This window comes from Micromonospora sp. NPDC018662 (genome assembly GCF_044391475.1).
Classification (GTDB): Bacteria; Actinomycetota; Actinomycetes; order Mycobacteriales; family Micromonosporaceae; genus Micromonospora.
In genome coordinates, this window is the sequence record NZ_JBISAC010000002.1 from 858,773 (window position 1) to 883,679 (window position 24,907).

A 24,907-nucleotide genomic window follows, 5' to 3' on the forward strand; every position below is an offset into this window, starting at 1 on the left:
CACCGGCGCGCAGCTCACCGCGCCGACCGACATCCCGGTGGACGGCTCCCGGCTGGGTTACCGTCACAGCTCGGGGGGAAGATGTCGGCCTCGGGAAGAGAGGTGGACGCGGTGGCGACTCCGAAGGCGCGTGCCGGCCGGGCCGCCGCGTTGCACCGCAGGGCCGAGGCCGCGGCGACCGCGGCGGCCGGCATCCTCGACGAGATCCGGCCCGCGCCCGCCGACCATCACCGGCAGTACGAGCTGGCCGAGCGCCTGCGCGTGGCCGCCGAGCGGGTGGCGCCCGGCTGGGCCGGCGCGGCGCTGGAGGACCTGACGCCGGCCACGCCGCCCGGCGACGGTCCGCCGGCCCGGGTCCGGGTCGGCAGCGCCGCGCCGCTGGACGACGTCCGCTTCCCGGCGCTGGTGCCGCTGTTCGGCAGCGGCCACCTGAGCATCGACGGCGACGCCACCGATCCGCGGGTGGCAGGGCTGCTCCGGGCGCTGCTGCTGCGTTTCTTCGCGGCGACGCCGGCGGGCGCGCTGCTGGCCCGGGTGGTCGACGCGGGGCCGGGTGAGACGTTCGCCGGTTACGCGGCGCTCGCCGACGCCGGCCTGCTGCCGCCGCCCGCCACCGATCCGGCCGGGCTGCGTGCGGTGCTGGCCGAGGCGGAGCAGTGGGTGGCCGCCGGCACCGCCCGGCAACGTGGACACGACCGTACGCTGCTGCTCGTGGTGGCCGCGCTGCCCGACGGCACCACCCCGGCCGACCTGGACCGGCTCACCGACCTGGCCGAACGGGGTCCCCGGGCCGGGTTGCACCTGGTGGTCGCCGGCTGGCCGGCCGTGGCTCCGCTGCCCCGGGCCACGCCGCTGGCGGTGCGCACCGCGTACGCGCTGGTCGGTGACCCACCGGCGGCCGGGTTCAGCAGCCCGGGCGCCGAGGCACCCGGCGGGTTGAACTCGCCGGTGTTCCTGGACGAGGATCCGCCGGCCGAGCTGGTCGCCGAGGTGTGCGGACGGTTGGCGCGGCAGATCGAGGACGGGTCGCGGCTGGCCCTGGCCGATCTGCTGCCGGCTGACGGGCTCTGGACCGCCGGCTCGGCCGACGGGCTCAGCACCACTGTCGGTGACGCGGCCGGTCGCCCGGTGAGCCTCGGGTTCACCGAGCTGACCCCGCACTGGCTGGTGAGTGGCCGGTCGCAGGCCGGGCGCTCGGCGTTCCTCACCGACGCGCTGTTCGGGTTGGCCACCCGCTACGGTCCGGACGAGCTGGTGCTCTACCTGGCCGACCTGGGCGACGGCGAGTCCTTCGTGGAGTTCCTCCAGACCGAGCGGGACCGTTCCTGGGTGCCGCAGGTCCGCGCCGCCGGGATGGCCGCCGACCGGGAGTACGTCGCGGACCTGTTCGGTGAGCTGGAGGCGGAGGCGCGTCGCCGCGAGGAGGCGTCCCGGCGGGCGGGCGGGCAGCGTTACGCCGAGTTGCGCCAGCATCAGCCGCTGCCCCGGATCGTCTGCGTGATCGACAACTTTCCGCTGCTGCTGCGCGACCGGGACCGGCTCGCCACCGACCTGCTGGCCCGGCTCGACGCGTTGGCCCGGGCCGCTCGTTCGTACGGGATCCACCTGGTCCTGGCCGGCGAGGGTGACCTGGGCATCGGTGGCCCGCGCGATCCGCTGCTCGGCCAGTTCCCGGTGCGGGTGGCGCTGCCCGGCGGCTCGGCGGTGCTGGAGCCGGCCAACGACTCGGCGGCCGGCCTGCCGGTGGGCAGCGCGGTGGTGAACACGGCCGGCGGCCTCGGCGGCCCGCGCGGCGCGACCCGGGGCCACGAGCGGATGATCCGCTTCCCGGACCCGTACGGGGATCCGGACGTCCTCACCGACCTGCGGCGGCGGCTGTGGTCGGCCCGGCCGGAGACGGCGGTCCCGCCGGTGGTGTTCGCCGGCTATGCCCGCCCGCTGCTCGCCAACGACCCGCGGCACCGGGCCGCGCTGGCCGGTCGGGTGCACGCGCCGGCCGCGCTGCTGGGGCGCGCGGTGGACGTGCGGCGCACCACCGTGGCCGTGCCGCTCGGTCCGGCCGCGGGCCGGAACCTGGCGGTGCTGGGTCGGGACGAGGAGGCCGAGCGGCTGCTGGTCACCGCTGTGCGCAGCGCGGCGGCGGCGCACCCGGACGCCGGGCGGTTCGTGCTGGCGCCGCTGGCGAACGGGTCGGCCGAGCCGGCCGGCGTGCTCGCGGCCGAGCTGGCCGGGCGGCACCGGGTGGAGACGGTCGACTCCGGCGGGTTGCGGGCGGCCATCGAGGCGGACGAGCCGGGTTACCTGGTGGTGTTCGGCCTGGACGTGCCGGACGCCGCCGAGTTGCCGCCGGAGCTGCTGCGGACGCTGCTGCTGGAGGGGCCCCCGGCCGGCCGGCACCTGCTCGGCTGGTGGCGTACGCCGGCTCCGCTGGCCGGGCTGCTGGGTTCGGGGGGCGAGGTGGACAAGCTCACCGCCGTGGCGGTCACCGACGTGCCGGGTGGGCGGCTGGAGCGGCTCTTCGACCGGCCGGTGTGGTGGCATCCGCGGCCCGGTCGCGCGGTGCTCTGGGACGGCCCGGAGGAGCAGGGCACGGTCTTCGTGCCGTTCGGCGCCGGGGAGGCGGCCTGATGAGCGAGACTCCGACGGCGGTGCCCGGGCCTCGGGTGGGTGATCCGACGGTGACGGTGGACGCCACCGAGTCGGCCTGGGCGGAGTACGTGGCAGCCGCGCGGCAGCTCGACGGCGTACGCCGCGCGGCGTCGACCGCCGCCGGGGAGCAGGCCCGGTCGGTGACGGCGGCCCGGGAGGAGCTGACCGGGGTCCGCGAGCGGCTGGCCGCGCAGCAGTCCCGGCTTCGTGAGCTGGGCGTACCGGCGATCTCGCTGGCCCCGACGCCGCCGGAGGTGAGCGAGGCGGCCCGGTCGATGGCGGGTGGGCCGTCGGCCGTGCTGGCGGCGCTGCGGGCGGCCGGCGGCTGGGCGGACGCCGCTGACGACACGCTCGCCGCGCGGGGGCTGCCAAGGCTGGCCCGGTGGCCGGCCCGCCCGCGCAACCTGCTGGTGTACGGGCCGCTGGCGCTGGTGGTGCCGCTGCTGCAACTCATCCTCTACGCGGTCACCGGCCCGGGGCCGGTGACCGTGCTGGCGCTGCTGGTCGGGCTGCCGCTGCCGGCGGTGGCGTTCATGCTGGGCTGGCTGGCGGTCGGGCGGGTGTTCCGCCCGCGACCTACCGACCGGGTGGACCGGACGCCCCGGTTCGGCGCGTTGGTCTGTCTGGTCCCGGCCGTGCTCACCGCCGCCGGCCTGCTGCTGGCCATGCTGCCGGGCTGACCGGCCCGGGGACGGGCACGGCCGCGCTCCCGAGGGGAGGCGCGGCCGTCGGTGCCGGCGGGGTCAGCGGTGCATGATCAGTGCCATCGCCTCGGCCCGCGACTTGGCGTCGTTCTGGAGGCCGCCCCGGACCGCCGAGGTGATGGTCTTGGCGCCGGACTTCTGGATGCCCCGCATCGCCATGCACATGTGCTCGCATTCGAGCACCACGATGACGCCGCGCGGGGCGAGGCTGGACATCAGCAGGTCGGCGATCTGCGACGTGAGCCGCTCCTGCACCTGCGGCCGGCGGGCGAACACCTCGACCAGCCGGGCCAGCTTGGAGAGGCCGGTGATGCGGCCGTCCGGCCCGGGGATGTAGCCGATGTGCGCGCTGCCCCGGAACGGCAGCAGGTGGTGCTCGCACAGGCTCATCACGTCGATGTCCCGGACGAGCACCAACTCCTCGTGGTTGGCCTCGAAGGTGGTGCGGAGCACCTGCGCCGGGTCGACGCGCAGGCCGGCGAAGAGTTCGGCGTAGGCGCGGGCGACCCGGGCCGGCGTCTGCTGGAGGCCGTCCCGGTCCGGGTCCTCACCGACCGCGATGAGGATCTCCCGGACCGCCTTCTCGATCCGGCCGAGGTCGACGCTGTCCTCGACCGGGCCGCCGGTGAGCTTGCCGCTGATCAGGCGCGCGGCCACGTAGTCGAGCGCGTCGTCCCCGTCGGGCTCGGTAGCGGAAACGGCCGGCTCCCGATGAGGGGAGCCGGCCGTCGGGTCGGTGCTCAGTGCGTACCGTCCGAGTTGTTGCTGGCGCCGCCGACCGAGATGCCGTCGGCGGTGGCCTGCGCCTTGAGCGCGTCCTTCTCGGCCGGGGTGAGGACCGGCGGCTCGGTGGAGGGCAGGCGCTTGCCGAAGCCGTGGTAGGGCGCCATCGGCGGACGCTTGACCACCCGGGCGCAGATCCGGGCCATGTCGGCGGTGGAGAGCGTCTCCTTCTCCATCAGCTCCAGGACCATGTTGTCCAGGACGTCCCGGTATTCCACCAGGATCTCCCAGGCCTCGTCGTGGGCCAGCTCGATCAGCGCGCGCATCTCGCCGTCGATCTCGGCGGCCACCGAGTCGGAGTAGTCCCGCTCGTGGCCCATGTTGCGGCCGAGGAACGGTTCGTCGCCGCTGGTGCCGTACTTGATCGCACCGAGCTTGGAGCTCATGCCGTACTGGGTGATCATCGCGCGGGCCAGTTGGGTGGCCTTCTCGATGTCGTTGCCGGCGCCGGTGGTCGGCTCGTGGAACACGAGTTCCTCGGCCGCCCGGCCGCCCAGCGCGTACGCCAGGGTGTCGATCATCTCGGCCCGGGTCTGGGTGTACTTGTCCTCGGTCGGGAGGACCAGCGTGTGACCCAGCGAGCGGCCCCGGGACAGGATGGTCACCTTGTGCACCGGCGCGGCGTGCGGCAGCGCCCAGGCGACCAGCGCGTGCCCACCCTCGTGGTAGGCCGTGATCTTCTTCTCCTGGTCGCTCATCACCCGGGTGCGCCGCTGCGGGCCGGCGATCACCCGGTCGATCGACTCCTCGAGCGAGTCGTTGGAGATCGCCCGCTGCTCCTTGCGTGCGGTGAGCAGCGCGGACTCGTTGATCACGTTGGCCAGGTCGGCGCCGGAGAAGCCCGGGGTACGCCGGGCGACCGCGTCGAGGTCGACGTCGGGCGTGAACGGCTTGCCCTTGGCGTGCACCCGCAGGATGGCCTTGCGGCCCTCCATGTCGGGGGCGTCGACCGGGATCTGCCGGTCGAACCGGCCCGGGCGCAGCAGCGCCGGGTCGAGGATGTCCGGCCGGTTGGTGGCGGCGATCAGGATGACGCCGCCCTTGGTGTCGAAGCCGTCCATCTCGACCAGGAGCTGGTTGAGCGTCTGCTCCCGCTCGTCGTGGCCGCCGCCCATGCCGGCCCCACGGTGGCGGCCGACCGCGTCGATCTCGTCGACGAAGACGATCGCCGGCGCGTTCGACTTGGCCTGCTCGAACAGGTCACGGACCCGGCTGGCGCCGACACCGACGAACATCTCGACGAAGTCGGAGCCGGAGATGGAGTAGAAGGGCACCCCGGCCTCACCGGCGACGGCGCGGGCCAGCAGCGTCTTACCGGTGCCGGGCGGGCCGAAGAGCAGCACGCCCTTCGGGATCTTGGCGCCCAGGGCCTGATATTTCGCCGGGTTCTGCAGGAAGTCCTTGATCTCGTGCAGTTCCTCGACGGCCTCTTCCGCCCCGGCCACGTCCGCGAAGGTGGTCTTCGGCGTGTCCTTGGTGATCATCTTCGCCTTGGACTTGCCGAAGTTGAGCACCCGCGAGCCGCCACCCTGCATCTGCGACATGAAGAACAGCAGCAGGAGCACGAGCAGCGCGATGGGAAGGAGGTTGACCAGCAGGCTGACCCAGATGCTGTCCGACGACACCTTGGTGTCGACCGGGCCGGTGATCCGGTCCGCCGCCTCGGCCTCGCGGACCTGGTTCCAGACCTGGCCGCCGACCTCGTACGGGAACTGCGCCTCGATCTTGTCGGTGGTGGTGTCGTCGAACTTGGCCTTGTCCTTCAGGTCGAGCTGGAGCGTCTGCTCCTTGTCCTGGAAGACGACCTTCTCGATACCGCCCTTGTTGAGCTGGTCGAGCGCGACGGACGTGTCCACGCGGTGGTAGCTGGGACCAGCGGTGAACAGTTGACTGAGCACAACGGCGCCGAGGATGACCAGGATGATCCAGACCACCGGTCGGCGGAAGAAACGCGTACGTTCCATGCTGTCGTCGGGCACCGAGGCGCCCGCATCCTCCTGATCGACGTCCTGACCGTCTGAATGGTGTCGCCGCCTCGGGCGGCGGCCGGGGCCGCCGTGCGGGCCGGCCCGACCCCCGGGGCACGCGAACTGCCGCACCACGGTCATTCGACCGTACACCGTGTGCGCGAGGAGTGAGCTTGCGAGCCCGGCACTTACGCGTACGGCGAACCAGGGTTTGAGCCGGCGTGGCGGGGAGCTCCGCACCCGACCGATGCATGCCGCACGGTCACGCGGCTCGAACGGTCGGGCGTGGAGGGTGCCTCCACGTCACCGACCCCTACCGTAGACCGAAAGACTGAGAGCCCGCTGAATGTCAGCTGACGAGCGGCTCGACGGTGGTGCTCAGGCCCGCGCGTAGACCTCGGGCTTGAGCACCCCGACGTACGGCACCTCGCGGTACCGCTCGCCGAAGTCCAGCCCGTAGCCGACCACGAACTCGGTCGGGATGTCGAAGCCGACGTACTTCACCGGCACCTGCACCTTGACCGCGTCCGGCTTGCGGAACAGGGCGACCACCTCGACGCTGGCCGCGGAGCGCGACTCGAGGTAGCGCAGCAGCCAGGACAGGGTCAGCCCGGAGTCGACGATGTCCTCGACCACCACCACGTGCCGGCCGGCGATGTCGCGGTCCAGGTCCTTGAGGATGCGGACCACCCCGGACGAGGTGGTGCCCTGGCCGTACGACGAGACGGCCATGAACTCCAGCTCGGCGGGCGGGCCCTGGCGGCCCAACGCGCGGGCGAAGTCGGCCATGAACATGACCGCGCCCTTGAGCACGCAGACGAGCAGGAGACCGTCCTCGACGTGTGCGTAGTCCGCCGAGACCTGCTTGGCGAGTTCCGCGGTCTTCTCGCGGATCTGCGCCTCGGAGATGATCACGTGGTCGATGTCGGCGTCGTACCAGGAGCCGTCAGCCATGCTCCTAGCCTGCCGTACGCCGGATGGCCGCCGTCGGCGGGGCCGCCCCTTTTGGCGCGGTCCCGCCGGGGATCTTCGGCGCGATCGGGGCAAATCACCTCAGCAGGTGCGGGAGCGCCAGCGCCGCCCGTCGTCGGTCGGCTTCCAGTCGGCCGAGTCGCGGGTGTCGGCGGTGAGCCCGAGGGCGCTGGCACCGGCCAGCAGGAGCAGGAAGAGCAGGAGCAGCAGGACGATCATGGCGGCGCTCGCTTTCGCATGGTTGGTTCGCTTTTCGCCGCCGGTGCGCACCGGACACCACCAAGTCTGCGACCCGCCGTCCGACCCGGACAGTGGCAGGAATGCCCGTGAGCATCGATTTCCTGCCACCTGCCGGGTTACCCTCGTCACATGCTGCGCTCGGTTGCCGTGCTCGCGATGGACCGGGTCGCCACGTTCGAGCTGGGCGTGTTCGCCGAGGTGTTCGGCACCGACCGCACCGACGACGGCTTCCCCGCCTACCGGTTCCAGGTCTGCTCGCCGGACGGCGGGGCGGTGCGTACCTCGTCCGGGTTCGACCTCCAGCCGCACGCCGACCTGGCGCCGCTCGACGACGCCGACCTCGTCGCGGTGCCCGCGCACTTCAGCGGCGTCACCGTGCCCGGCGAGGACGACCTGCGGGCGATCCCGCCCGCCGTGCCGGCCGCGCTGCGGCGGGCCGCCGCCCGCGGGGCGTACGTGTTGAGTGTCTGCTCGGGCGCGTTCGTGCTCGGCGCGGCCGGCCTGCTGGACGACCGGGAGTGCACCACCCACTGGCTCTACGTCGACGAGTTGCAGCGCCGCAATCCCCGGGCCCGGGTCCGGTGCAACTCGCTCTACGTCCAGGACGGCCGGCTGCTCACCAGCGCCGGCACCGCCGCCGGGATCGACGCCTGCCTGCACCTGGTACGCCAGGAGCACGGCTCGGCGACCGCCACCCGGCTGGCCCGGCGGATGGTGGTCCCACCGCACCGCGACGGCGGCCAGGCGCAGTACGTCGAGGCGCCGATCCCGAAGGCGCCGGAGGCGCCCACCCTCGAACCGGTGCTGGAATGGCTGATGGGCCACCTCGACCGCGGCGTGACAGTGGACGAGCTGGCCGCCCGCGCCGGGATGGCGCCGCGCACCTTCGCCCGCCGGTTCCGCGCCGAGACCGGCACCACGCCGCACGACTGGCTGACCAACCAACGGGTGCTGCTGGCCCGGCGGCTGCTGGAGGACACCCGGCTGAGCGTGGAGAGCGTCGCCGACCAGGCCGGCTTCGGCGACGCGGCGGCGCTGCGGCACCACTTCACCCGCCGGGTCGGCACCACGCCGCACGCCTACCGGACCACCTTCCGCGAACGCGCCGACGCCTGACCGGGCCGCCCTCGTTGTCAAGCGGGGCCCCCGCCTATGCCGAAGGCGTTAAGCGGGGCCCCCTCCTTACACCAGGCGACCGTCGTGTCGGCGTACCGGGCGGCCGCCTGGCAGGTACGCGGGGCCCTGCCCGCGCCACGCGGTGACCAGCGCGTCCAGCGCCGCCACGTGCCGGTGGGACAGCGCGGCCGGCGCGGCGCCCAGCTCCCGCGCCCAGGCGTGCAGCACCCGGGTGCGGACCGCCGCCGGCAGCCCGGCCAACCCGTCGACCGAGAGCCCGCCACCGGCGGCCCGCACGTCGGCGAGCGCGTCACCGGCCAGCGCGTCGAGCGCGGCGGTGTCCGCCGCGAGCAGGCGCGCGGTCCGGGCCAGGTTCGCCACCACACCCGGCCCGAGCGCGTCGACGAGCGCCGGCAACGCCTCGGCCCGGACCCGGGCCCGGGCGTACGCGGGATCGGTGTTGTGCGGGTCGGCCCACGCCGCCAGGCCGAGCGCGGCACAGGCCGCCCGGGTGTCGGACCGGGTCACGTCGAGCAGCGGACGCAGCAGCGGCACCCCGTCCCGCTCCCGCCGCTCCGGCATCCCGGACAGCCCGCGTGGCCCGGCGCCCCGGGCCAGCGCGAGCAGCACGGTCTCCGCCTGGTCGTCCCGGGTGTGCCCGAGCAGCACCCCGGCCGCGTCGTGCCGTCGGGCAGCGGCGACCAGCGCCTCGTAGCGGGCCTCCCGGGCGGCCGCCTCGGGGCCGCCGTCGCGCCCGGCCACCCGTACCGGAATCACCTCGACCGGGTCGAACCCGGCCGTGCGGGCCCAGCCGGCGACCGCGTCGGCCCGCTCCGCCGAGCCGGCTTGCAGACCGTGGTCGACGGTCACCAGGCCGGCGCGGCGGCCGAGGCGGGGCGCCACGAACGCGGTGGCCGCGGCGAGCGCCAGCGAGTCGGCCCCGCCGGAGCAGGCCACCAGCACCGGTCCGGGCCCGGGCAGGTCGGTCAGCAACCGGCGTACGGCGAGCCGCACGGCGGCCACGGACGGCGCAGGCGCAGGCGCCGTCGGCGCGGCCGGTCCCTGCGGCGCGGCCGGTTCAGCCGGCGGTCGGGGTGGCACCGGCCGGCCCGTGCACCCGGGACACCCAGGCGTCCGGGTCGCCCAGCTCGTCGAGCCGGGGCAGCGTGAGCGGGGAGGAGAAGATCTTGTTGAAGCCGGTCATGCCGACCCGGTCGACCACGCCGTGCACGAACTTCCGGCCCTCGGCGTACTGGCGCATCTTGACCTCGACGCCGAGCAGCCGGCGGATCGCCTTCTCCAGCGGGTTGCCGGACTCGCGACGGCGGTTGAACGACGCCCGGATCGACCCGACGCTGGGGATGACCTGCGGACCGACGCCGTCCATCACGAACTCGGCATGCCCCTCCAGCAGCGTCATCAGCGCGGTCAGCCGGTCCAGCACGGCGCGCTGCGCCGGGGTCTGCACGATGTCGAGCACGCTGGCCCGGCTCTCCGGGTCCTTGACCGCGTCGGAGAGCGTGGCGACGCCGCGGCGCAGGCGCTCCAGCAGGTGCTCGCCGCCCTGCGAGGCGTCCACGAACGCCTGCACCTCGCCGAGGAAGTAGGCGCGCATCCACGGCACGGCGGTGAACTGGGTGCGGTGGGTGACCTCGTGCAGGCACACCCACAGCCGGAAGTCACGCGGGTCGGCGCCGAGCTTCCGCTCCACCTCGACGATGTTCGGCGCCACCAGCAGCAACTGGCCGGGGTCGCCGGCGAAGACCTCGTACTGGCCGAGCACCCGGCCGGACAGGTAGGCCAGCACGGTGCCGGCCTGCACGCCGGTCACCCGGGAGCCGATCGCCTCGGTGAGCGCGCCCGGCCGCTTGTCCCCGGAGAGCCGCTCCACCAGCGGGGTGACGACCTCGCGCAGCCCGGCGATGTTGGCCGCCGCCCAGTCCCGGCGGTCGACCACGCGGACCGGCGGATGCGCCACCTGGGCCCGCAGGCCGGTGTAGTCGGCGACGTGACCGGCGGCTTCCTCGGTCAGCCGCCGCAGGTCGCCGACCACGTCGGTGGCCTCGGCGTACGACACCCGGGGGCCCGACTTGCTCAGCGCCCCCGCGGTAGCGGCGGCCAGATCCCAGTCCACGAACTGCGCCATGAACCCACCGTACCCGCGCCGGCACACCCCCACCGGGCTCGCGCCGGCGGATCGACGCCGGTCGGTCAGCGGCAGCCGCAGCCGGCCAGCGCGGAGGTGATCCGGTCGAGCGCCTGCCGGGTCTCGTCGAGCGAGCCCTGCGTCCGGTCGGTGAGCACGGCGAACGTGAGCAGCCGACCCTCGACCGTCGTGACCGTGCCGGCGATGGCGTTCACCCCGGTCAGCGTGCCGGTCTTGGCGCGCACCACGCCGGCGCCGGCCCGCGTCGCGGCCACCTGGTAACGCTCGTCCAGGGTGCCGGACCAGCCGCCCACCGGCAGGCCGCCGAAGATCGCGGCCAACTCGGGGTGGCTCCCGTTGCCGGCGAGCGTGATCAGGTCGGTGAGCAGCGAAGGGCTGATCCGGTTGGTGCGGGACAGCCCGCTGCCGTCGGCCAGGCTGATCTCGCCGGCCGGCAGGCCGAGTTCGCCGAGCACCTCGTCGGTGGCCGCCGCGCCACCGACGAAGGACCCGGGCTTGCCCTTGGCCAGCGCCACCTGGCGGGCCATCGCCTCGGCGATCACGTTGTCGCTGTCGCTGATCATGAGGTCGACCAGCCGGATCACCGGCAGGGACTCGACAGTGCCCAGCTCGGCGCCGGGCGCGGTGCCGGACCCACCGGCGGCCGGTGCGGTGCCCCGCGTCACCTGTGCGGCGTTCCCGGTGAGCCCGAGCAGCTTCGCGAACTGCCGGCCGGCGGTCAGCTCCGGCTGGGGCACCCGCTCGGCGGCGTGGTTGGTCTCCTCCGCGGTGCGCCGGGCCTGGACCGGGTCCTTCCGGGCGCCGTCGGTCATCAGCGCGGTGATCGCCGCGCCGAACCCGCCGGTGGGGATGTCGGCGTCCCAGCCGGGCTCGAAGACCGGGCCGCTGAACAGCGTCGAATCCACGATCACCTTGGTCGGGGCGGTGCCACCGAGCGCGGTGCGCACCTGGGCGGCCAGGTCGTCCAGCCGGGCCGCGCCCGGGTAGAAGGCGTTCTTCCGGTCCACCGCGAGCGTGGGGTCACCGCCGCCGACCAGGACCACCTCGCCCGGGTTCGCGCCGGCCACCGCACGGGTGGGGATCCGGTACGCGGGGCCGCGCGCGGCGAGCACCGCGACGCCGGTGGCGAGCTTGGTCACCGAGGCGGGCACGGTCGGCGCGTCCGCTCCCCGGCCGTAGAGCGCCTGGCCGGTGGTCACGTCCGCCACCGAGACGTTCACCCGGTCACCGAGTGCGGCGGCGCGTACCAGCGGATCCAGCGCGGCGCGGAGCCCGGCAGCGGTGGGCAGCGGGGCGTTGCCGTCCGGACCGGCGAGCACCACCGGCGGGTCGGGCTCGGGCGGCGCGGCGGTCGCGCCGGACGCGGTGCCCTCGCTGCCCAGCCAGCCGGCCACCGGGCCGGGGCGGAGCACCGCCAGCCCGGCCACGGCCAGGGCCAGCACCAGCACGCCGGCCAGCGCCGCGACCAGCCGGGTGCGGCGGCGCGACGGGACCGGGGGCGGGGGGAGCGGGGGCGGCGCGGTGCCGGCCGGCGGGACCGGCGGGCTCACCGGCGCCGGCCCGGGCCAGTTGCCGGCCGCCCGGTCGGCCGGGCGGGCCGAGCCGGTGGCCGGTGGCGCGCGGTGGGTGAGGTTGGCACCCGGGACGGACACCCGTCCGGTGGCGCCGGCCGGGCCGGAATCGGATCCGACGGACCGCCGCCCGTCAACCCCCTCGGGGCGGTAGTGTGAATCTTCCCTCCCCACGGCCCCCTCCTCCCCCGCTCGGAATCACCTTGGGTGACACTACTTCGGTCCGAACACTATGCGGCGGCCGGAGCCGGCGGGGGGCGTTCCTCCCGTGCGGGCGGCGAGCCGGTGGTTCCGTTAGCCAGCGTGGGCAAACGAGGGAGCGTGGGAGATGGATTTCGACGTCACGGTTGAGATCCCCAAGGGTCACCGCAACAAGTACGAGGTGGACCACGCGACCGGCCGGATCCGGCTGGACCGCACCCTCTTCACCTCCACGCAGTACCCCGCCGACTACGGCTTCATCGAGGGCACGCTGGGCGAGGACGGCGACCCGCTGGACGCGCTCGTGCTGGTGCCGGAACCCACCTTCCCGGGCTGCCTGATCCGCTGCCGCACCATCGGCATGTTCCGGATGACCGACGAGAAGGGTGGCGACGACAAGGTCCTCTGCGTGCCCTACGAGGACCCGCGCCAGGAGCACCTGCGCGACATCCACCACCTGGGCGAGTTCGACCGGCTGGAGATCCAGCACTTCTTCGAGGTCTACAAGGACCTGGAGCCGGGCAAGTCGGTCGAGGGCGCGACCTGGGTGGGTCGGGTCGAGGCGGAGGCCGAGATCGTCAACTCGTACCGCCGGGCCAAGGAGGCCGCGGAGCGCGGCGAGACGCTGCACTGACGGCGAGACTTCTCCGGGCCCGGGTCGCATCGGCGACCCGGGCCCCGCGTCGTTCAGGCGAGCAGGCCGCGGGCCCGGTCGTAGAGGTCGAGCACCGCGCAGGCCACCGGCACCACGGCCACCACCAGCGCGGTGTCGGTCAGGTCGGCCAGCCGACCGAGGTACGGCGACACCGGCCGGCGGGCGTACGTGGCGCCGGCGGTGACCGCCACCAGGGCCAGGGTCAGCCCGCCGACGGCCAGCGCGAGCCGGCCGCCCGGCCCGGCCCGTTCCGCGAGCACCACGCCGAGCAGCGCGAACCCGGCCAGGCCGGCGGCGACGGCCGGCACCCGGTGCCGCACCGCCACGAAGAGCCGGGAGCGCAGCAGCAGCACTCCGGCGGCGACGGCGACCAGCAGTCGCCCGGCGGTCCCGCCGGTGGCGACGAGCACCGTGGCGGCACCCACCGCCAGCACCGCGTGCCCGAGCAGCATCCCGGTCAGCGCCTCCTCGGCGCGGGCCACGGCCGCGTGCACCCGACCCCGGTCGGGCAGGTCGCGGGTGCCGGCGGGGGCGGGCAGCGTGAGCGGCGGCAGCGGTAGCTTGCCGACCCGGATGGCCAGCAGCGGCAGCCCGCCGAGCGCGAAGACTCCGACGGCGAGCAGCACGGCCGCAGTGCCGGCCGGGTCGAGCAGCAACGCACCGAGCGCGGCCGCCGCGCCGGCCACGCCGACCGTCACGCCGGCCACCGGCACCCGGGACCGGTGCGCCACGCCGAGCAGGCCGAGCACCGCCACCAGCAGCACCGCCACCGAGCCGACGAGCAGCTCGGGGGCACCGACCCAGCGCAGGCCGGGAAGTGGGCCGACCGGGTCGCCCGAGCCGACCGCGAGCGCGCCCGCCGCCGCCGCCCAGGGCAGCGCGTATCCGCCGAGGGTCGCGCCGACCGGGCCGTCGCCGTAGGCCCGGGAGGCCGCGGTGGCGGCGAGCACGAGGATCAGGGCGGCCGCGGCGGCGACCGCCCAGCCGCGCCCGCCGGGGCCGGCGGACAGCACCGCGACCAGTCCGACCGCCAGCGGCACGGCGGCACCGGCCAGCGCGGCGGCCCGGGTCGCCCCGGCCGACCAGGCGGCACCGCGGCGGCGGGCCCCGTCGACGATCGCCTCGACCACGTCGTCGTACTCCAGCTCGGGCCATTCGGCGCGGGCCGGTACGAGATGCAGCACCTCACCGTCGCGGACGCCCTGCGGCAGCAGCGCCTGGGCGGTGGCCAGCACCGCGCCGTCGGTGCGCCGCAGCACCCAGCCGCCGTGCCGTTCGCCGTCGTCGGCGAGCCCCTCCCCGGCGTGCCGGAGCACCTCGGGCAGCAGCTCGGCCAGGGGGACCTGCTCCGGCAGGGCCACGTCGACCCGTCGCCGGGGCGCGCTGATCGTGACCCGGGCGAGCCCGCTTGTCATCGACGTATCTCCATCATCGAGCCGGAACGGTGGGCTGACGGACGAGTGGACTTTACCTACTATGAGCCAGGCTCGGGTTACCGAGAGCCATGGGAGGCTGCGTGTCCACTGTCGTCATCAAGCGGCCGCCGCGCCGACCGGCCCCGGAGATCCCGGTCGGCGAGCTGCCCGTCGAGGCGCCGCCGGAGATCCCGGTGGCGGCCGGCGGGCGCTGGCAGCAGGCGCTGATGGTGCTGCCGATGCTCGGCGGGACGGTGGCCATGGCGATGATGTTCGGCCGGGGCGGCGGCGCCTACTCGTACGTGGTGGGCGGCATGTTCGGGCTCTCCTCGCTGGCCATGCTGGTGACCACCTGGGGCAGCGCCGGCCCGAAGAAGTCCGAGCTGATGGCCGCCCGGCGGGAGTACCTGCGCCACCTGGCCACGCTGCGTCGCCGGGTCCGGGAGACGGCCGGCGCCCAACGCGCCGGGCTCGCCTACCGCCACCCGGAGCCGGGTCGGCTCTGGTCCACCGTCGACAGTCACCGGGTCTGGGAACGCCGGCCGGGCGACCCGGACTTCGCCGTGGTCCGGGTCGGCGTCGGGCCGCAGACGCTGGCCACCCCGCTGGTCCCGCCGGTCACCCGGCCGCTGGAGGAACTGGAGCCGATGACCGCCGGGGCGTTACGGCGCTTCCTGGACGCGTACTCGGTGGTGCCGGACCTGCCGGTGGCGCTGTCGCTGCGCAGCTTCGCCCGGGTCTTCGTGCGCGGCCCGGCCGGCGAGGTACGCGGCACCGGCTCACCGGCCGCCCAGGCGCTGGCCCGGGCGGTGCTCACCCAGCTCGCCGTCTTCCACGCCCCGGACGAACTGCTGATCGCGGTCTGCGCCGGCCCGGAGCGCCGGGACCGGTGGGAGTGGGTGAAGTGGCTGCCGCACGCCCACCACCCGGCGCGCGCCGACGCACTCGGCCCGGTCCGGCTGGTCACCAGCGCCGCCGCCGACCTGGAACGGCTCCTCGACGACGTGCTCGGCAGCCGCTCCCGGTTCAGCCCACACGGCCCGGCCACCGACGGGCCGCACGTGGTGGTGGTGCTCGACGGCGGCGACCTGACCGGGGCCGCCGACCTGGCCGGCGACGGCGGCATCGACGCGGTCACCGTGCTCGACCTGGACACGCCGCCACCCCGGCTGCTCGACCGGTACGCCCTGCTGCTCGACCTGGTCGACGGCCGGCTGCACTCGCACTCCGCGGAGGGGCACGCCGAGGTGGGCGCCGCCGACGCGCTGGCGGCGGCCGACGCCGAGGCGGTGGCCCGGCGGCTCGCGCCGCTGCGGCTGGCCGGCACGGTACGCGGGCCGGACGCGCCGCCCGGCGCCGAGCCGGGCCTGCCGGAGCTGCTCGGCCTCGGCGACCCGGACGGTTTCACCGCGGAACAGGGCTGGGCGCCCCGCGCCGCCCGGGACCGGCTGCGGGTGCCGATCGGGGTGGGCGCCGACGGCGGGGCGATCGACCTCGACCTGAAGGAGTCGGCGCTGGACGGGATGGGCCCGCACGGGCTGCTGATCGGCGCCACCGGCTCGGGCAAGTCGGAGCTGCTCCGCACGCTGGTGCTCGGCCTGGCCGCGACGCACAGTTCGGAGCAGCTCAACTTCGTACTCGTCGACTTCAAGGGCGGCGCCACGTTCGCGCCGTTCGCGCGGCTGCCGCACACCGCCGCCGTGATCACCAACCTGGCCGACGCGCTGCCCCTGGTCGACCGCATGGTCGACGCGATCAACGGGGAGCTGATGCGCCGCCAGGAGCTGCTGCGCCGGGCGGGCAACTTCGCGAGCGTGCGCGACTACGAGCGGGCCCGCGCGGCCGGCAACCCGTTCGCCCCGCTGCCGTCGCTGCTGCTGATCTGCGACGAGTTCTCCGAGCTGCTCTCCGCCAAGCCCGACTTCATCGACCTGTTCGTGCAGATCGGCCGGCTGGGCCGGTCGCTCGGCGTGCACCTGCTGCTGGCCAGCCAGCGGCTGGAGGAGGGGCGGCTGCGGGGGTTGGACACCCACCTGTCGTACCGGATCGGGTTGCGCACGTTCTCCGCGCTGGAGTCCCGGACGGTGCTGGGTGTCCCGGACGCGCACGAGCTGCCCCGCAGCCCGGGGCACGGCTACCTGCGTTCCGGCACCGACCCGCTGGTCCGCTTCAAGGCCGCGTACGTCTCCGGCGCGGTCCGCCGCCGCCACGGTCCGGCGGGCCCGCCCGGCGCCGGCGACGCGCGGGTGCTGGCGTTCTCCACCCACCTCACGCCGGTGCCCGAGCCGCCGACACCGGCCGCGCTCCCGGCCGAGGAGGAGAGCGGTGAGACGCTGCTCGACCTGCTGGTCGACCGGCTGGCCGGGCAGGGTCCGCCGGCGCACCAGGTGTGGCTGCCGCCGCTGGACGCCTCCCCCACGCTCGACGAGCTGCTCGGCCCGGTCGGCGTCGACCCGGCCCGCGGGCTCACCGTGGCCAATCCCGAGCTGCACGGCGCGTTGCAGGTGCCGGTGGCGGTGGTGGACAAGCCGTTCGAGCAGCGGCGGGACCTGTTCTGGCTGGCGTTGGACGGCGCGGCCGGGCACGTCGCGGTGGTCGGCACCACCCGCAGCGGCCGGTCCGCCCTGCTGCGCACGCTGGTCTGCGCGCTGGCGCTCACCCACACCCCGGCCGAGGTGCAGGTCTACTGCCTCGACTTCGGCGGCGGCACGCTCGGCGCGCTGCGGGACCTGCCGCACGTCGGCGGCGTGAGCGGGCGGACCGACGGCACCGCGGTCCGCCGTACCGTCGGGGAGGTCGCCGGCCTGCTCGCCGAGCGGGAGCGGCGCTTCACCGGGTCCGGCGTGGAGTCGATGGCGGCCTGGCGCCGGCGGCGGGCCGTGACCCCGGCGGCGGGCGTCGACCCGTTCGGGGACGTGTTCCTGGTCGTCGACGGCTGGAACACGCTGCGCGGCGAGTACGAGGACCTGGAACCGCTGGTCACCGAGCTGGCCACCCGGGGGCTGGCGTACGGGGTGCACGTGGTGGCGAGCGCGCTGCGCTGGTCGGACTTCCGGCCGGCGATCCGTGACCTGTTCGGCTCCCGGCTGGAGCTGCGCCTCGGCGACCCGGCCGACTCGGTGGTGGTCAAGCGCGCGCTGGCGGCGACCGTGCCGGAGGAGCGGCCGGGGCGCGGGATCACCGCGGGCGGGCTGCACTTCCTCACCGCCGAGCCCCGGCTGGCCGCGCTGGGCGATGGCACCGCCGACCTGGTGAAGGCCGTCGCCGGTGGGTGGTCCGGTCCGGTGGCGCCCCGGGTGCGGCTGCTCCCGCCGGTGCTGCCGTACGCCGAGCTGGACCAGACCGCGACGACCGGGCTGGCGTTCCCGGTCGGGGTGGCCGAGGCGGACCTGGCCCCGGTGGTGCTGGATTTCGCCACCGAGCCGAACTTCGTGGTCTTCGGCGACGCCGAGTGCGGCAAGTCCTCGTTCCTGCGCGCGCTGGCCACCTCGATCGTCCGCCGGTTCACCCCGGAGCAGGCCCGGGTGATCCTGGTCGACTACCGGCGCAGCCTGATGGGCACCATCGAGACGGCGCACCTGATCGGGTACGGCACGGCCGCGCCGCACACCACCGAGCTGATCGAGTCGGCGGCCGGTTACCTCCAGGGGCGGCAGCCCGGCCCGGAGGTGACCCCGGCCGAGTTGCGCACCCGGTCGTGGTGGACCGGGCCGGAGCTGTTCGTGCTGGTGGACGACTATGACCTGGTGGCCGGCGGGCCGACGAACCCGCTGCGCGCGCTGGAGGAGCACCTTCCGCACGCCCGGGACGTCGGGCTGCACCTGGTGCTGGCGCGGCGCTCCGGCGGCGCCGGCCGGACCTCGTACGAGCCGATCATCCAGCGGCTGCGGGAGCTGTCCACGGCCGGGTTGGTGATGTCCGGTGGCCCGGAGGAGGGGCCGCTGGTCGGCCAGGTGAAGGCCGGGCCGCTGCCGCCGGGCCGGGCCCGCCTGGTCACCCGCCGTGAGGGCGTACGTCTGGTGCAGTTGGCGCATCTGCCGCCCGGGTGAGGCGGGTGTGCGGAGTTGCCCCGTGACGGCCGGGACTACCGGTAATCTCCGAGCAGCATGTGTCTGACGCGACGGAATGGCTGGGGAATGTGACCAGGGATCGGCAGGGACGTCCCGGCGTGCCGTCCCGGCGTCTCGCCGGGCGGGCGTTGCTGGCCGGCGCGGCGGCGTTGGCCGTCACGGCCGGCCCGCTGGTCCCACCGGCGCACGCCGCGCCGGCGGCCGCCGTCGCGGCCCCGTCCTGGTCCGTGCCGGACCGGCTGTTCCGCGCCGACCAGGTCCGCGACGAGCAGTGGCAGTTGACGGAGCTGCGGGCGAAGACCGCCTGGCGGACGTCGACCGGGCGCGGCGTGGTGGTCGCGGTGATCGACTCGGGGGTGGACGGTTCCCATCCCGACCTGGCCGGTCAGGTGCTGCCGGGCCTCGACCTGGTCGAGCCGGGCGGCACGGACGAGCCGGACCCGGTGGGGCACGGCACCACGGTGGCCGGGCTGATCGCCGGGCGGGCCGACGACGACCGCGGCGTGGTGGGGCTGGCGCCGGACGCCCGGATCCTGCCGGTCCGGGTGCTGGACGCGGAGAACCGGTACGATGACGCGTTGATCATCGCGAAGGCGGTGCGCTGGGCGGTCGACAACGGCGCCCGGGTGGTGAACCTGTCACTCGGTGGCAGCGGCGACAGCCCGGCGCTGGCGGCGGCGCTCGACTACGCGTTCGCCCGGGACGTGGTGGTGGTCGCCTGCACCGGCAACCTGGCCACCTCGACCACCACCAAGGTCTGGTACCCGGCCCGTGAGCCGGGCGTGCTGGCGGTCACCGGCCTGGACCGCGACAGCGAGAACCTCTGGTCCGGTTCGATCACCGGCCACGAGACCACGCTCAGCGCCCCGGCCACCGCGCTCTACGGCGCCCGCTCCCGGGGCGGCTACTGGCGGGTGCAGGGGACGAGCTTCGCCGCGCCGCTGGTCGCCGCGACGGCCGCCCTGGTCCGGGCCCGCTACCCGCGCATGTCGGCCGGGGACGTGGTCAACCGGCTGATCAGCACCGCCCGGGATCTCGGCCCGACCGGCCGGGACGACCGGTTCGGCTACGGCATGGTCGATCCGGTGGCCGCGCTCACCGCCGACGTGCCGCTGGTGGGGCGCAACCCACTCGACGACAACGCCTCCCCCGGCGTGGTGGGTTTCGGTCCCGCCCCGGGCGAGGGGCCGGACACCCGGGCCGCGGCGGCGGGAAAGGGCGGTGACCCGTTCGGTCGCCCGCCGGCGGCCGGGTGGTCGGCCCGCGCGGCGGGCCAGGCCGACACGTCCACGCCGGGACGGCTCTGGACCGGGCTGGCGCTGCTCGTCGCCCTGGTCACCGGCACCGCGCTGATGGTGCGCCGGTTCCGGCAGGCCCGCCGCTGACCGGCGGGTCTGACGACGCCCTGCCCTGGGTAGTGAACGGCGCATGAACAGCACCGGCCCGATGTCCACGCGTGACCGGTCGTGGCGGCGTCGCCGCCTCGACCCCGACCACTCGCTGGGTCTGCGGCTCACCCTGGCCGCCGCCGCGGCGGTGCTGGTGCTGGTGCCGTTCGCGCTGCTCGCGCTGCTGGTGCTGGGGGCCTGGCCGCCGCTGCTCCGGCTGGACGCCTCGGTGACCGAGGCGTTCCACGGGTATGCCGTGCACCACCCGCTGTGGGTCCGGGTGATGACGGTGTGGACGCACGCGTTCGGGCCGGGCCCGCTGCGGGTGGCCGCCGCGGTGACGGTGGTCTGGTTGCTGCGCCGTGGGGCGCCGCGACTGGCGGTCTGGGTGGTCACCACGATGCTGGTCGGCGGCCTGCTCGGCGCGCTGCTCAAGCTGCTGGTCGGGCGGGACCGGCCGGACCTGCTCGAACCGGTGGCCCGGGCCGCCGGCTACTCCTTCCCGTCCGGTCACGCGCTGAACGCGGCGCTGGCCGCCGGGGTGCTGCTGCTGGTCTTCCTGCCGTTCGCCCGGGACAGTCGGGCCGGCCGGGTCGCGCTCTGGACGGCGGCGACGCTGCTCACGGTGGTGACCGGGTTGAGTCGGATCGCGTTGGGCGTGCACTGGACCAGCGACGTGATCGGCGGCTGGGTGCTGGGCGTGGCCACGGTCGCCGCCACCGCGGCCGGGTTCGCCACCTGGCGCACCGGGACCGGCCGGCGACCGGCCCGTCCGCTGCGTGAGGGGGTCGAGCCGGAGGTGACCGAGGATCGACGGGCGTAACCGGACGCCCAGCGGGGTAAAGGGCGGCTCATGTCCGATGTCGCGGTTCAGATCGCCCGGCGCGTCCTGCTGCCGGTGGCCCTGCTCTTCGCCGTCATGGTGGGGCTGGGCCTGCTGGTCACCCGGGTGCTCACGCACACCTGGCCGTTCACCGTGGAGGACGCGGTGAACCGCGAGTTCGCCGGCGACCGGACGTCCGGCTGGAACGACGTGTCGCTGGTCTTCAGCACGCTGGCCAGCACCCAGATGATCGTCGTGGTGACGGTGCTGGCCGCGCTGGTGCTGCGGTTGGTGCTGCACCGCTGGCGGGAGCCGATCTTCCTGTGCGCGGCGGTGACCGCGCAGGCGCTGATCTTCCTGTTCACCACCATGGTCATCGACCGGAACCGGCCGACCGTGGAGCACCTGGACTCCTCCCCGCCGACGTCCAGCTTCCCCTCCGGGCACACCTCGGCGGCGACCGCGCTCTACGTCGGCCTCGCGGTGCTGCTGGCGCTGCGGGCACGCAGCACCCCCGCCAAGGTCACCTGGTGGACGCTGCTGGTGCTGGTGCCGGTCGGCGTGGCGCTCACCCGGATGTACCGGGGCATGCACCACCCCAGCGACGTGGTGGCCTCGTTCATCAACGGCGGCACCTGCGTGGCGATCATGGCGCGGGCGGTGCTCGACCGCACGCTCACCTGGGGCCGCGCGAACCTGTCGCTGAGCCGGCCGGGCGACGACGTGACGCCGGCCGGGGCCTCGGCGGGCGGCTGACCGCCGCGCCGGCTGACCACCGCGCCGGCCGGCCTGGCGTCGGTCGATTCAGGTGCAGTCGCCGGTGGCGACTCCCCGGGTACGCTCCGCGCCGGTCAGCGCCACCGAACGCGCCTCGGCGGCGGTCACCGCGAAGCCGGTGTTCGGGTCGTCCGCCGCCGCCGCGAAGATCACGCCCAGCACCAGCCCGTTCGAGGAGACCAGCGGGCCGCCGGAGTTGCCGCTGCGCACCAGCGCCCGGATCGTGTAGATCTCCCGCGTCACGTCCCCGGCCGAGTAGATGTCCGGCCCGGTGATCCGGTCGACGTCCCGCACCCGGGCCGGCCGGGCGTCGTACGGGCCGTCGAGGGGGAAGCCGAGCACGATCGCGTCGGCCCCGCTGGCGGCCGCCCCGGCGGCGAAGCGCAGCGACGGGCCGGGCAGCCCGGGCACGTACAGCACGGCCAGGTCCCGTTCCGGGTCGTAGACGACCACCTCGCCGTCGTAGCGCTCGCCACGAAGTTCCACCGCCACCGACCGGGTGCCGGCCACCACGTGCGCGTTGGTCATCACGCGGTCGTCGGCGTAGACGAAACCGGAGCCCTCGATCCGGCGGGAGCAGCTCGGTGCGGAGCCGAGCACCTTCACCACGGCCCGCTTGCTGTTCTGCACCACCTGGGAGTTGGCCAGCGCCGGGTCGGGCGGGGACACCTGCCGGGCGGTGGTGCGGTCCAGCCCGTTGAACACGTCCGGGAAGCCGTTCGTGTCGACCGTGTCGCGCAGCGCCGTGGACAGTTCCTGCGCCTGGTCCGGCAGGACCCGGTCGACCACGGTGAGCAGCGCGCTGTTCTTGACCGAGGCGGCCAGCCAGGGCACCGAGGAGGAGCCGAGCGGCACCGCGACGAGCCAGGCCACCAGCATGACCGCGATGACCGAGATGAACGCGCCGCCGACGTCGTCGATCTTCCTACCGGCCGGCCCGGTGATGGCCGCGCGCAGGTTGGAACCGAGCCAGCCGGCGAGCGCCTGCCCCAGCACGGCGAGCCCGAAGATCGCCACCAGGGAGATCAACACCCGGGTGCCGCTGGACGCGAACTGCCGGGCGATCAGCGGGCCGATCTGGAGGCCGAGCAACGCGCCCAGGAAGAACCCGGAGAACGACAGCGCTCCGATGACGAAGCCCTGGCGGTATCCGCTGATCGCGAACACGAGCATGAGCAGGAGCAGGACGAGATCCACGGCGGACACGCCCCAAGGGTACGGGCACCGGGCCGGTGGCCGGCTCAGCGCTCGCTGAACGTGACCTGAGGATGCGTGCGGGTGATCAGCGCACCGGACTCTCGTCGGCCGCGTCGGTGCCGGCCGAGGGGGCGGGCGCGGTGCCGACCGGAGGCAGTTCCCACACCCGCGAGCGCGGCCAGGGCCGGGCCCAGCCGCCCATCTCCAACAGCCGGTCGATCACGCCGGCGGTGAAGCCCCAGACCAGCATGCCGCGCACCGAGAACGCCGGGCCGATCCAGCCGCTGGGATGGCGTACCCGCATGCGGTTGTCCGGGTCGACCAGCTCGGCGACCGGCAGCCGGGCGACGTGCGCGACCTCGGCCGGCTCGCGGGGGTGGACCGGGTGCGGGTCGTGCCACCAGGCGAGCACCGGGGTCACCACGAAGTCGCTGACCGGGATCCACAGCCGGGGCAGTTCGGCCAGCACGGTGACGCTGCTCGGGTCGAGACCGACCTCCTCGTTCGCCTCCCGCAGCGCGGTGGCCCGGGCGTCGGCGTCCTCCGGGTCGGCCGCGCCACCCGGAAAGGCCGGCTGCCCGGCGTGGTTGCGCAGCGTCGCGGCGCGTTGGAGGACCAGCACGTCCGGCCCGGCGCCGGGCTCCTCGCCGAGCAGCACCAGCACGGCGCTCTCCCGGCCGCCGGTCTCCGGCGTGGTGAGCCGGGTGAAGTCCTCGGCCTGGGCGCCGCCGAGCCGGCCCAGCAGCGAGTCGAACCATCCGGGCGGTGGCCGGGTCACACCGACACCCCGAGATGCGTGCGGACGAGCGCGGCGAGGCGGGCGTCGTCGAGCGCGCCGGTGCCGTCGATGTGCCGGATCCGACCGTCGGAGCCGACCAGGACGGTGAGCGGGAACGCGCTGCGTTCGAGCGCGCGCTCGAACGCGTCGCCCTGGTCGACCAGCATCGGGAACCCGACGCCGAAGTCCTCGCCGAAGGACTGCGCGCCGCCCCGGCTGTCCCGGCTGTTCACGCCGATCACCTGGAACCGGCCGTCGGCGCGGTCGCTGAGCCGCTGGAACGCGGGCAGCTCCTTGCGGCAGGGCGGGCACCAGGACGCCCACACGTTGATCACGGCCGGGCCCCGCACGTCGCGCAGCTTGACCGGCGTGCCGCCGGTGAAGCAGTTGAGCGCCAGGTCGGGCAGCGGGTCACCGGGCTTGCCGGCCGGCGACGGCGCGGCCGAGGCCGGCGCCACGGTCAGCGGGGCGCAGTCGGCGAACGGCGAGGGGCGTTCCGCCCGGGTGGCGGGCGGCGGGCCGGCCGGCTGCTCGGCCGTGGCGGTGCAGCCCGCCGCCGCCAGCAGCAGCGGGACGAGCAGGTACGCGAGCCGGCGGGTCACGGCACGTCCGCCACGGTCGCCTGCTGCGGCACCAGGTCGGGGTCGAGGCCGACGGCCGCCGCGAGGTCCCGCGCGCGGGGGCCCTTGAGCAGCTTGGCCGCGGCGGCCGGCTCGGTCGGCCCGGTGCCGTACGCGGGGCAGAGCTTCGCCAGCGTGCACGCGCCGCAGGCCGGCTTGCGGGCGTGGCAGACCCGGCGGCCGTGGAAGATGATCCGGTGCGACAGCATGGTCCAGTCGCGCTTCGGGTAGAGCGCGCCGATCGCATGTTCGATCTTCACCGGGTCGGTCTCGGTGGTGAGCTGCCACCGCTGCACCAGCCGCTGGAAGTGGGTGTCGACGGTGATGCCGGGGACGTCGAACGCGTTGCCGAGGATGACGTTCGCGGTCTTGCGCCCGATCCCCGGCAGGGTGACCAGGTCGGCCAGCTTGCCGGGCACCTCGCCGTCGTACCGCTCGCAGAGCGCGCGGCCCAGGTTGATCAGCGAACTGGTCTTGTTGCGGTAGAACCCGGTGGGCCGGATCAGCTCCTCCAGCTCGGCGCGGTCCGCCCCGGCGTAGTCGGCGGCGCTGCGGTAGCGGGCGAACAGCTTCGGCGTGACCTCGTTGACCTTCTTGTCGGTGCACTGGGCGGACAGGATCGTGGCGACCGCCAGCTCCAGCGCGTTGCCGTGGTCGAGCTCGCAGTGCGCGTCGGGGTGGGTCTCGGTCAGCACCCGTCCGATGCGGCGGGCCCGACGCGTACGGCCGAGGTCGGTCTCGGGAGAGCGCGTGGTCACGCCGGCCAGCCTACGTCGCGGGGCCGACGCCCCGGTGGGTCGACGCGGGCGGCGTG

The 24,907-nt window shown here is 75.0% G+C and carries 20 protein-coding genes; 8 read left to right on the forward strand and 12 right to left on the reverse strand.

Features of this window, described 5'->3' with window-relative positions; translation table 11 throughout:
* The first annotated feature begins 102 nt into the window (after window positions 1-102).
* Window positions 103-2,628 (forward strand): FtsK/SpoIIIE domain-containing protein, encoded by a 2,526-nt coding sequence (locus tag ACH495_RS09485; RefSeq protein ID WP_396857228.1) that lies wholly within the window; start codon window positions 103-105, stop codon window positions 2,626-2,628.
* Window positions 2,628-3,329 carry a hypothetical protein gene (locus tag ACH495_RS09490; RefSeq protein ID WP_396857229.1) on the forward strand — a complete coding sequence of 234 codons (702 nt, stop codon included), beginning with the start codon at window positions 2,628-2,630 and terminating at the stop codon, window positions 3,327-3,329. The genes ACH495_RS09485 and ACH495_RS09490 overlap by 1 nt, the downstream gene beginning before the upstream one ends.
* A 63-nt stretch (window positions 3,330-3,392) precedes the next feature.
* Here the strand turns inward: ACH495_RS09490 and folE are convergent, their stop codons facing one another.
* The 4 genes from folE to ACH495_RS09510 form a co-directional block, all read right to left on the reverse strand.
* Window positions 3,393-4,010 carry a GTP cyclohydrolase I FolE gene (folE, locus tag ACH495_RS09495; protein ID WP_107159537.1) on the reverse strand — a complete coding sequence of 206 codons (618 nt, stop codon included), beginning with the start codon at window positions 4,008-4,010 and terminating at the stop codon, window positions 3,393-3,395.
* Between the two features lie 83 nt (window positions 4,011-4,093).
* Window positions 4,094-6,100 (reverse strand): ATP-dependent zinc metalloprotease FtsH, encoded by a 2,007-nt coding sequence (gene ftsH, locus ACH495_RS09500; RefSeq protein WP_343444632.1) that lies wholly within the window; start codon window positions 6,098-6,100, stop codon window positions 4,094-4,096.
* A 381-nt stretch (window positions 6,101-6,481) separates the two neighbouring features.
* A complete protein-coding gene (gene hpt, locus ACH495_RS09505) occupies window positions 6,482-7,057 on the reverse strand; it encodes a hypoxanthine phosphoribosyltransferase (RefSeq protein ID WP_281934365.1) in 576 nt (191 codons plus the stop codon).
* A gap of 99 nt (window positions 7,058-7,156) precedes the next feature.
* Window positions 7,157-7,294: a hypothetical protein gene (locus ACH495_RS09510; RefSeq protein ID WP_396857230.1), complete on the reverse strand. Its 138-nt coding sequence runs from the start codon at window positions 7,292-7,294 to the stop codon at window positions 7,157-7,159.
* 150 nt (window positions 7,295-7,444) lie between these two features.
* On the opposite strand from ACH495_RS09510, the gene ACH495_RS09515 reads away from it, so the two are divergent.
* Complete coding sequence (locus tag ACH495_RS09515) at window positions 7,445-8,431, forward strand: GlxA family transcriptional regulator (RefSeq protein ID WP_396857231.1); 987 nt, start codon at window positions 7,445-7,447, stop codon at window positions 8,429-8,431.
* Between the two features lie 66 nt (window positions 8,432-8,497).
* Here the strand turns inward: ACH495_RS09515 and tilS are convergent, their stop codons facing one another.
* The 3 genes from tilS to dacB form a co-directional block, all read right to left on the reverse strand.
* Window positions 8,498-9,445: a tRNA lysidine(34) synthetase TilS gene (gene tilS / locus ACH495_RS09520; RefSeq protein ID WP_396857346.1), complete on the reverse strand. Its 948-nt coding sequence runs from the start codon at window positions 9,443-9,445 to the stop codon at window positions 8,498-8,500.
* A 64-nt stretch (window positions 9,446-9,509) separates the two neighbouring features.
* Entirely contained in the window at window positions 9,510-10,577 is a 1,068-nt protein-coding gene (locus tag ACH495_RS09525; RefSeq protein WP_396857232.1) for a zinc-dependent metalloprotease, read from the reverse strand.
* Between the two features lie 65 nt (window positions 10,578-10,642).
* On the reverse strand, window positions 10,643-12,148 hold the full coding sequence (gene dacB / locus ACH495_RS09530; RefSeq protein ID WP_396857347.1) for a D-alanyl-D-alanine carboxypeptidase/D-alanyl-D-alanine-endopeptidase: 1,506 nt from the start codon (window positions 12,146-12,148) through the stop codon (window positions 10,643-10,645).
* Between the two features lie 349 nt (window positions 12,149-12,497).
* Between dacB and ACH495_RS09535 the strand changes: the two genes are divergently transcribed.
* Complete coding sequence (locus ACH495_RS09535) at window positions 12,498-13,004, forward strand: inorganic diphosphatase (RefSeq protein WP_091070192.1); 507 nt, start codon at window positions 12,498-12,500, stop codon at window positions 13,002-13,004.
* 53 nt (window positions 13,005-13,057) lie between these two features.
* On the opposite strand, the gene eccD is transcribed toward ACH495_RS09535, so the two are convergent.
* Window positions 13,058-14,440, reverse strand: a complete 1,383-nt coding sequence (gene eccD / locus ACH495_RS09540; RefSeq protein WP_396857233.1) for a type VII secretion integral membrane protein EccD — start codon at window positions 14,438-14,440, stop codon at window positions 13,058-13,060.
* Between the two features lie 101 nt (window positions 14,441-14,541).
* Here eccD and eccCa point away from each other — a divergent pair, with 101 nt between their 5' ends.
* The 4 genes from eccCa (at window position 14,542) to ACH495_RS09560 (ending at window position 21,477) form a co-directional block, all read left to right on the forward strand.
* Window positions 14,542-18,489, forward strand: a complete 3,948-nt coding sequence (eccCa, locus tag ACH495_RS09545; protein ID WP_396857234.1) for a type VII secretion protein EccCa — start codon at window positions 14,542-14,544, stop codon at window positions 18,487-18,489.
* A gap of 89 nt (window positions 18,490-18,578) precedes the next feature.
* Window positions 18,579-19,895, forward strand: a complete 1,317-nt coding sequence (gene mycP, locus ACH495_RS09550) for a type VII secretion-associated serine protease mycosin (RefSeq protein WP_396857235.1) — start codon at window positions 18,579-18,581, stop codon at window positions 19,893-19,895.
* Window positions 19,896-19,938: 43 nt separating this feature from the next.
* The gene (locus ACH495_RS09555; protein WP_396857236.1) at window positions 19,939-20,721 is read left to right on the forward strand and encodes a phosphatase PAP2 family protein; all 783 of its coding nucleotides are present in this window, start codon (window positions 19,939-19,941) and stop codon (window positions 20,719-20,721) included.
* Window positions 20,722-20,751: 30 nt separating this feature from the next.
* Complete coding sequence (locus ACH495_RS09560; RefSeq protein WP_396857237.1) at window positions 20,752-21,477, forward strand: phosphatase PAP2 family protein; 726 nt, start codon at window positions 20,752-20,754, stop codon at window positions 21,475-21,477.
* A 48-nt stretch (window positions 21,478-21,525) separates the two neighbouring features.
* Here ACH495_RS09560 and ACH495_RS09565 read toward each other — a convergent pair whose 3' ends face one another.
* The 4 genes from ACH495_RS09565 to nth all read right to left on the reverse strand — a co-directional run bounded on the left by ACH495_RS09565 (window position 21,526) and on the right by nth (window position 24,851).
* Window positions 21,526-22,704 carry a MarP family serine protease gene (locus ACH495_RS09565; protein WP_396857238.1) on the reverse strand — a complete coding sequence of 393 codons (1,179 nt, stop codon included), beginning with the start codon at window positions 22,702-22,704 and terminating at the stop codon, window positions 21,526-21,528.
* A gap of 76 nt (window positions 22,705-22,780) precedes the next feature.
* Entirely contained in the window at window positions 22,781-23,473 is a 693-nt protein-coding gene (locus tag ACH495_RS09570; protein WP_396857239.1) for an NUDIX hydrolase, read from the reverse strand.
* Window positions 23,470-24,075 (reverse strand): TlpA family protein disulfide reductase, encoded by a 606-nt coding sequence (locus ACH495_RS09575; protein ID WP_396857240.1) that lies wholly within the window; start codon window positions 24,073-24,075, stop codon window positions 23,470-23,472. The genes ACH495_RS09570 and ACH495_RS09575 overlap by 4 nt, the downstream gene beginning before the upstream one ends.
* The gene (gene nth / locus ACH495_RS09580; protein ID WP_396857241.1) at window positions 24,072-24,851 is read right to left on the reverse strand and encodes an endonuclease III; all 780 of its coding nucleotides are present in this window, start codon (window positions 24,849-24,851) and stop codon (window positions 24,072-24,074) included. The genes ACH495_RS09575 and nth overlap by 4 nt, the downstream gene beginning before the upstream one ends.
* Window positions 24,852-24,907 lie beyond the last annotated feature (56 nt).

What these genes read in the sequence shown, in the direction of transcription:
- ACH495_RS09525 (WP_396857232.1), bottom strand. Translation starts at nt 10,577, where the DNA reads ATGGCGCAGTTCGTGGACTGGGATCTGGCCGCCGCTACCGCGGGGGCG.
- hpt (WP_281934365.1), bottom strand. Translation starts at nt 7,057, where the DNA reads ATGGCTGACGGCTCCTGGTACGACGCCGACATCGACCACGTGATCATC.
- ACH495_RS09535 (WP_091070192.1), top strand. Translation starts at nt 12,498, where the DNA reads ATGGATTTCGACGTCACGGTTGAGATCCCCAAGGGTCACCGCAACAAG.
- ACH495_RS09510 (WP_396857230.1), bottom strand. Translation starts at nt 7,294, where the DNA reads ATGATCGTCCTGCTGCTCCTGCTCTTCCTGCTCCTGCTGGCCGGTGCC.
- ACH495_RS09490 (WP_396857229.1), top strand. Translation starts at nt 2,628, where the DNA reads ATGAGCGAGACTCCGACGGCGGTGCCCGGGCCTCGGGTGGGTGATCCG.
- ACH495_RS09560 (WP_396857237.1), top strand. Translation starts at nt 20,752, where the DNA reads ATGTCCGATGTCGCGGTTCAGATCGCCCGGCGCGTCCTGCTGCCGGTG.
- ACH495_RS09555 (WP_396857236.1), top strand. Translation starts at nt 19,939, where the DNA reads ATGAACAGCACCGGCCCGATGTCCACGCGTGACCGGTCGTGGCGGCGT.
- ftsH (WP_343444632.1), bottom strand. Translation starts at nt 6,100, where the DNA reads ATGGAACGTACGCGTTTCTTCCGCCGACCGGTGGTCTGGATCATCCTG.
- ACH495_RS09515 (WP_396857231.1), top strand. Translation starts at nt 7,445, where the DNA reads ATGCTGCGCTCGGTTGCCGTGCTCGCGATGGACCGGGTCGCCACGTTC.
- eccD (WP_396857233.1), bottom strand. Translation starts at nt 14,440, where the DNA reads ATGACAAGCGGGCTCGCCCGGGTCACGATCAGCGCGCCCCGGCGACGG.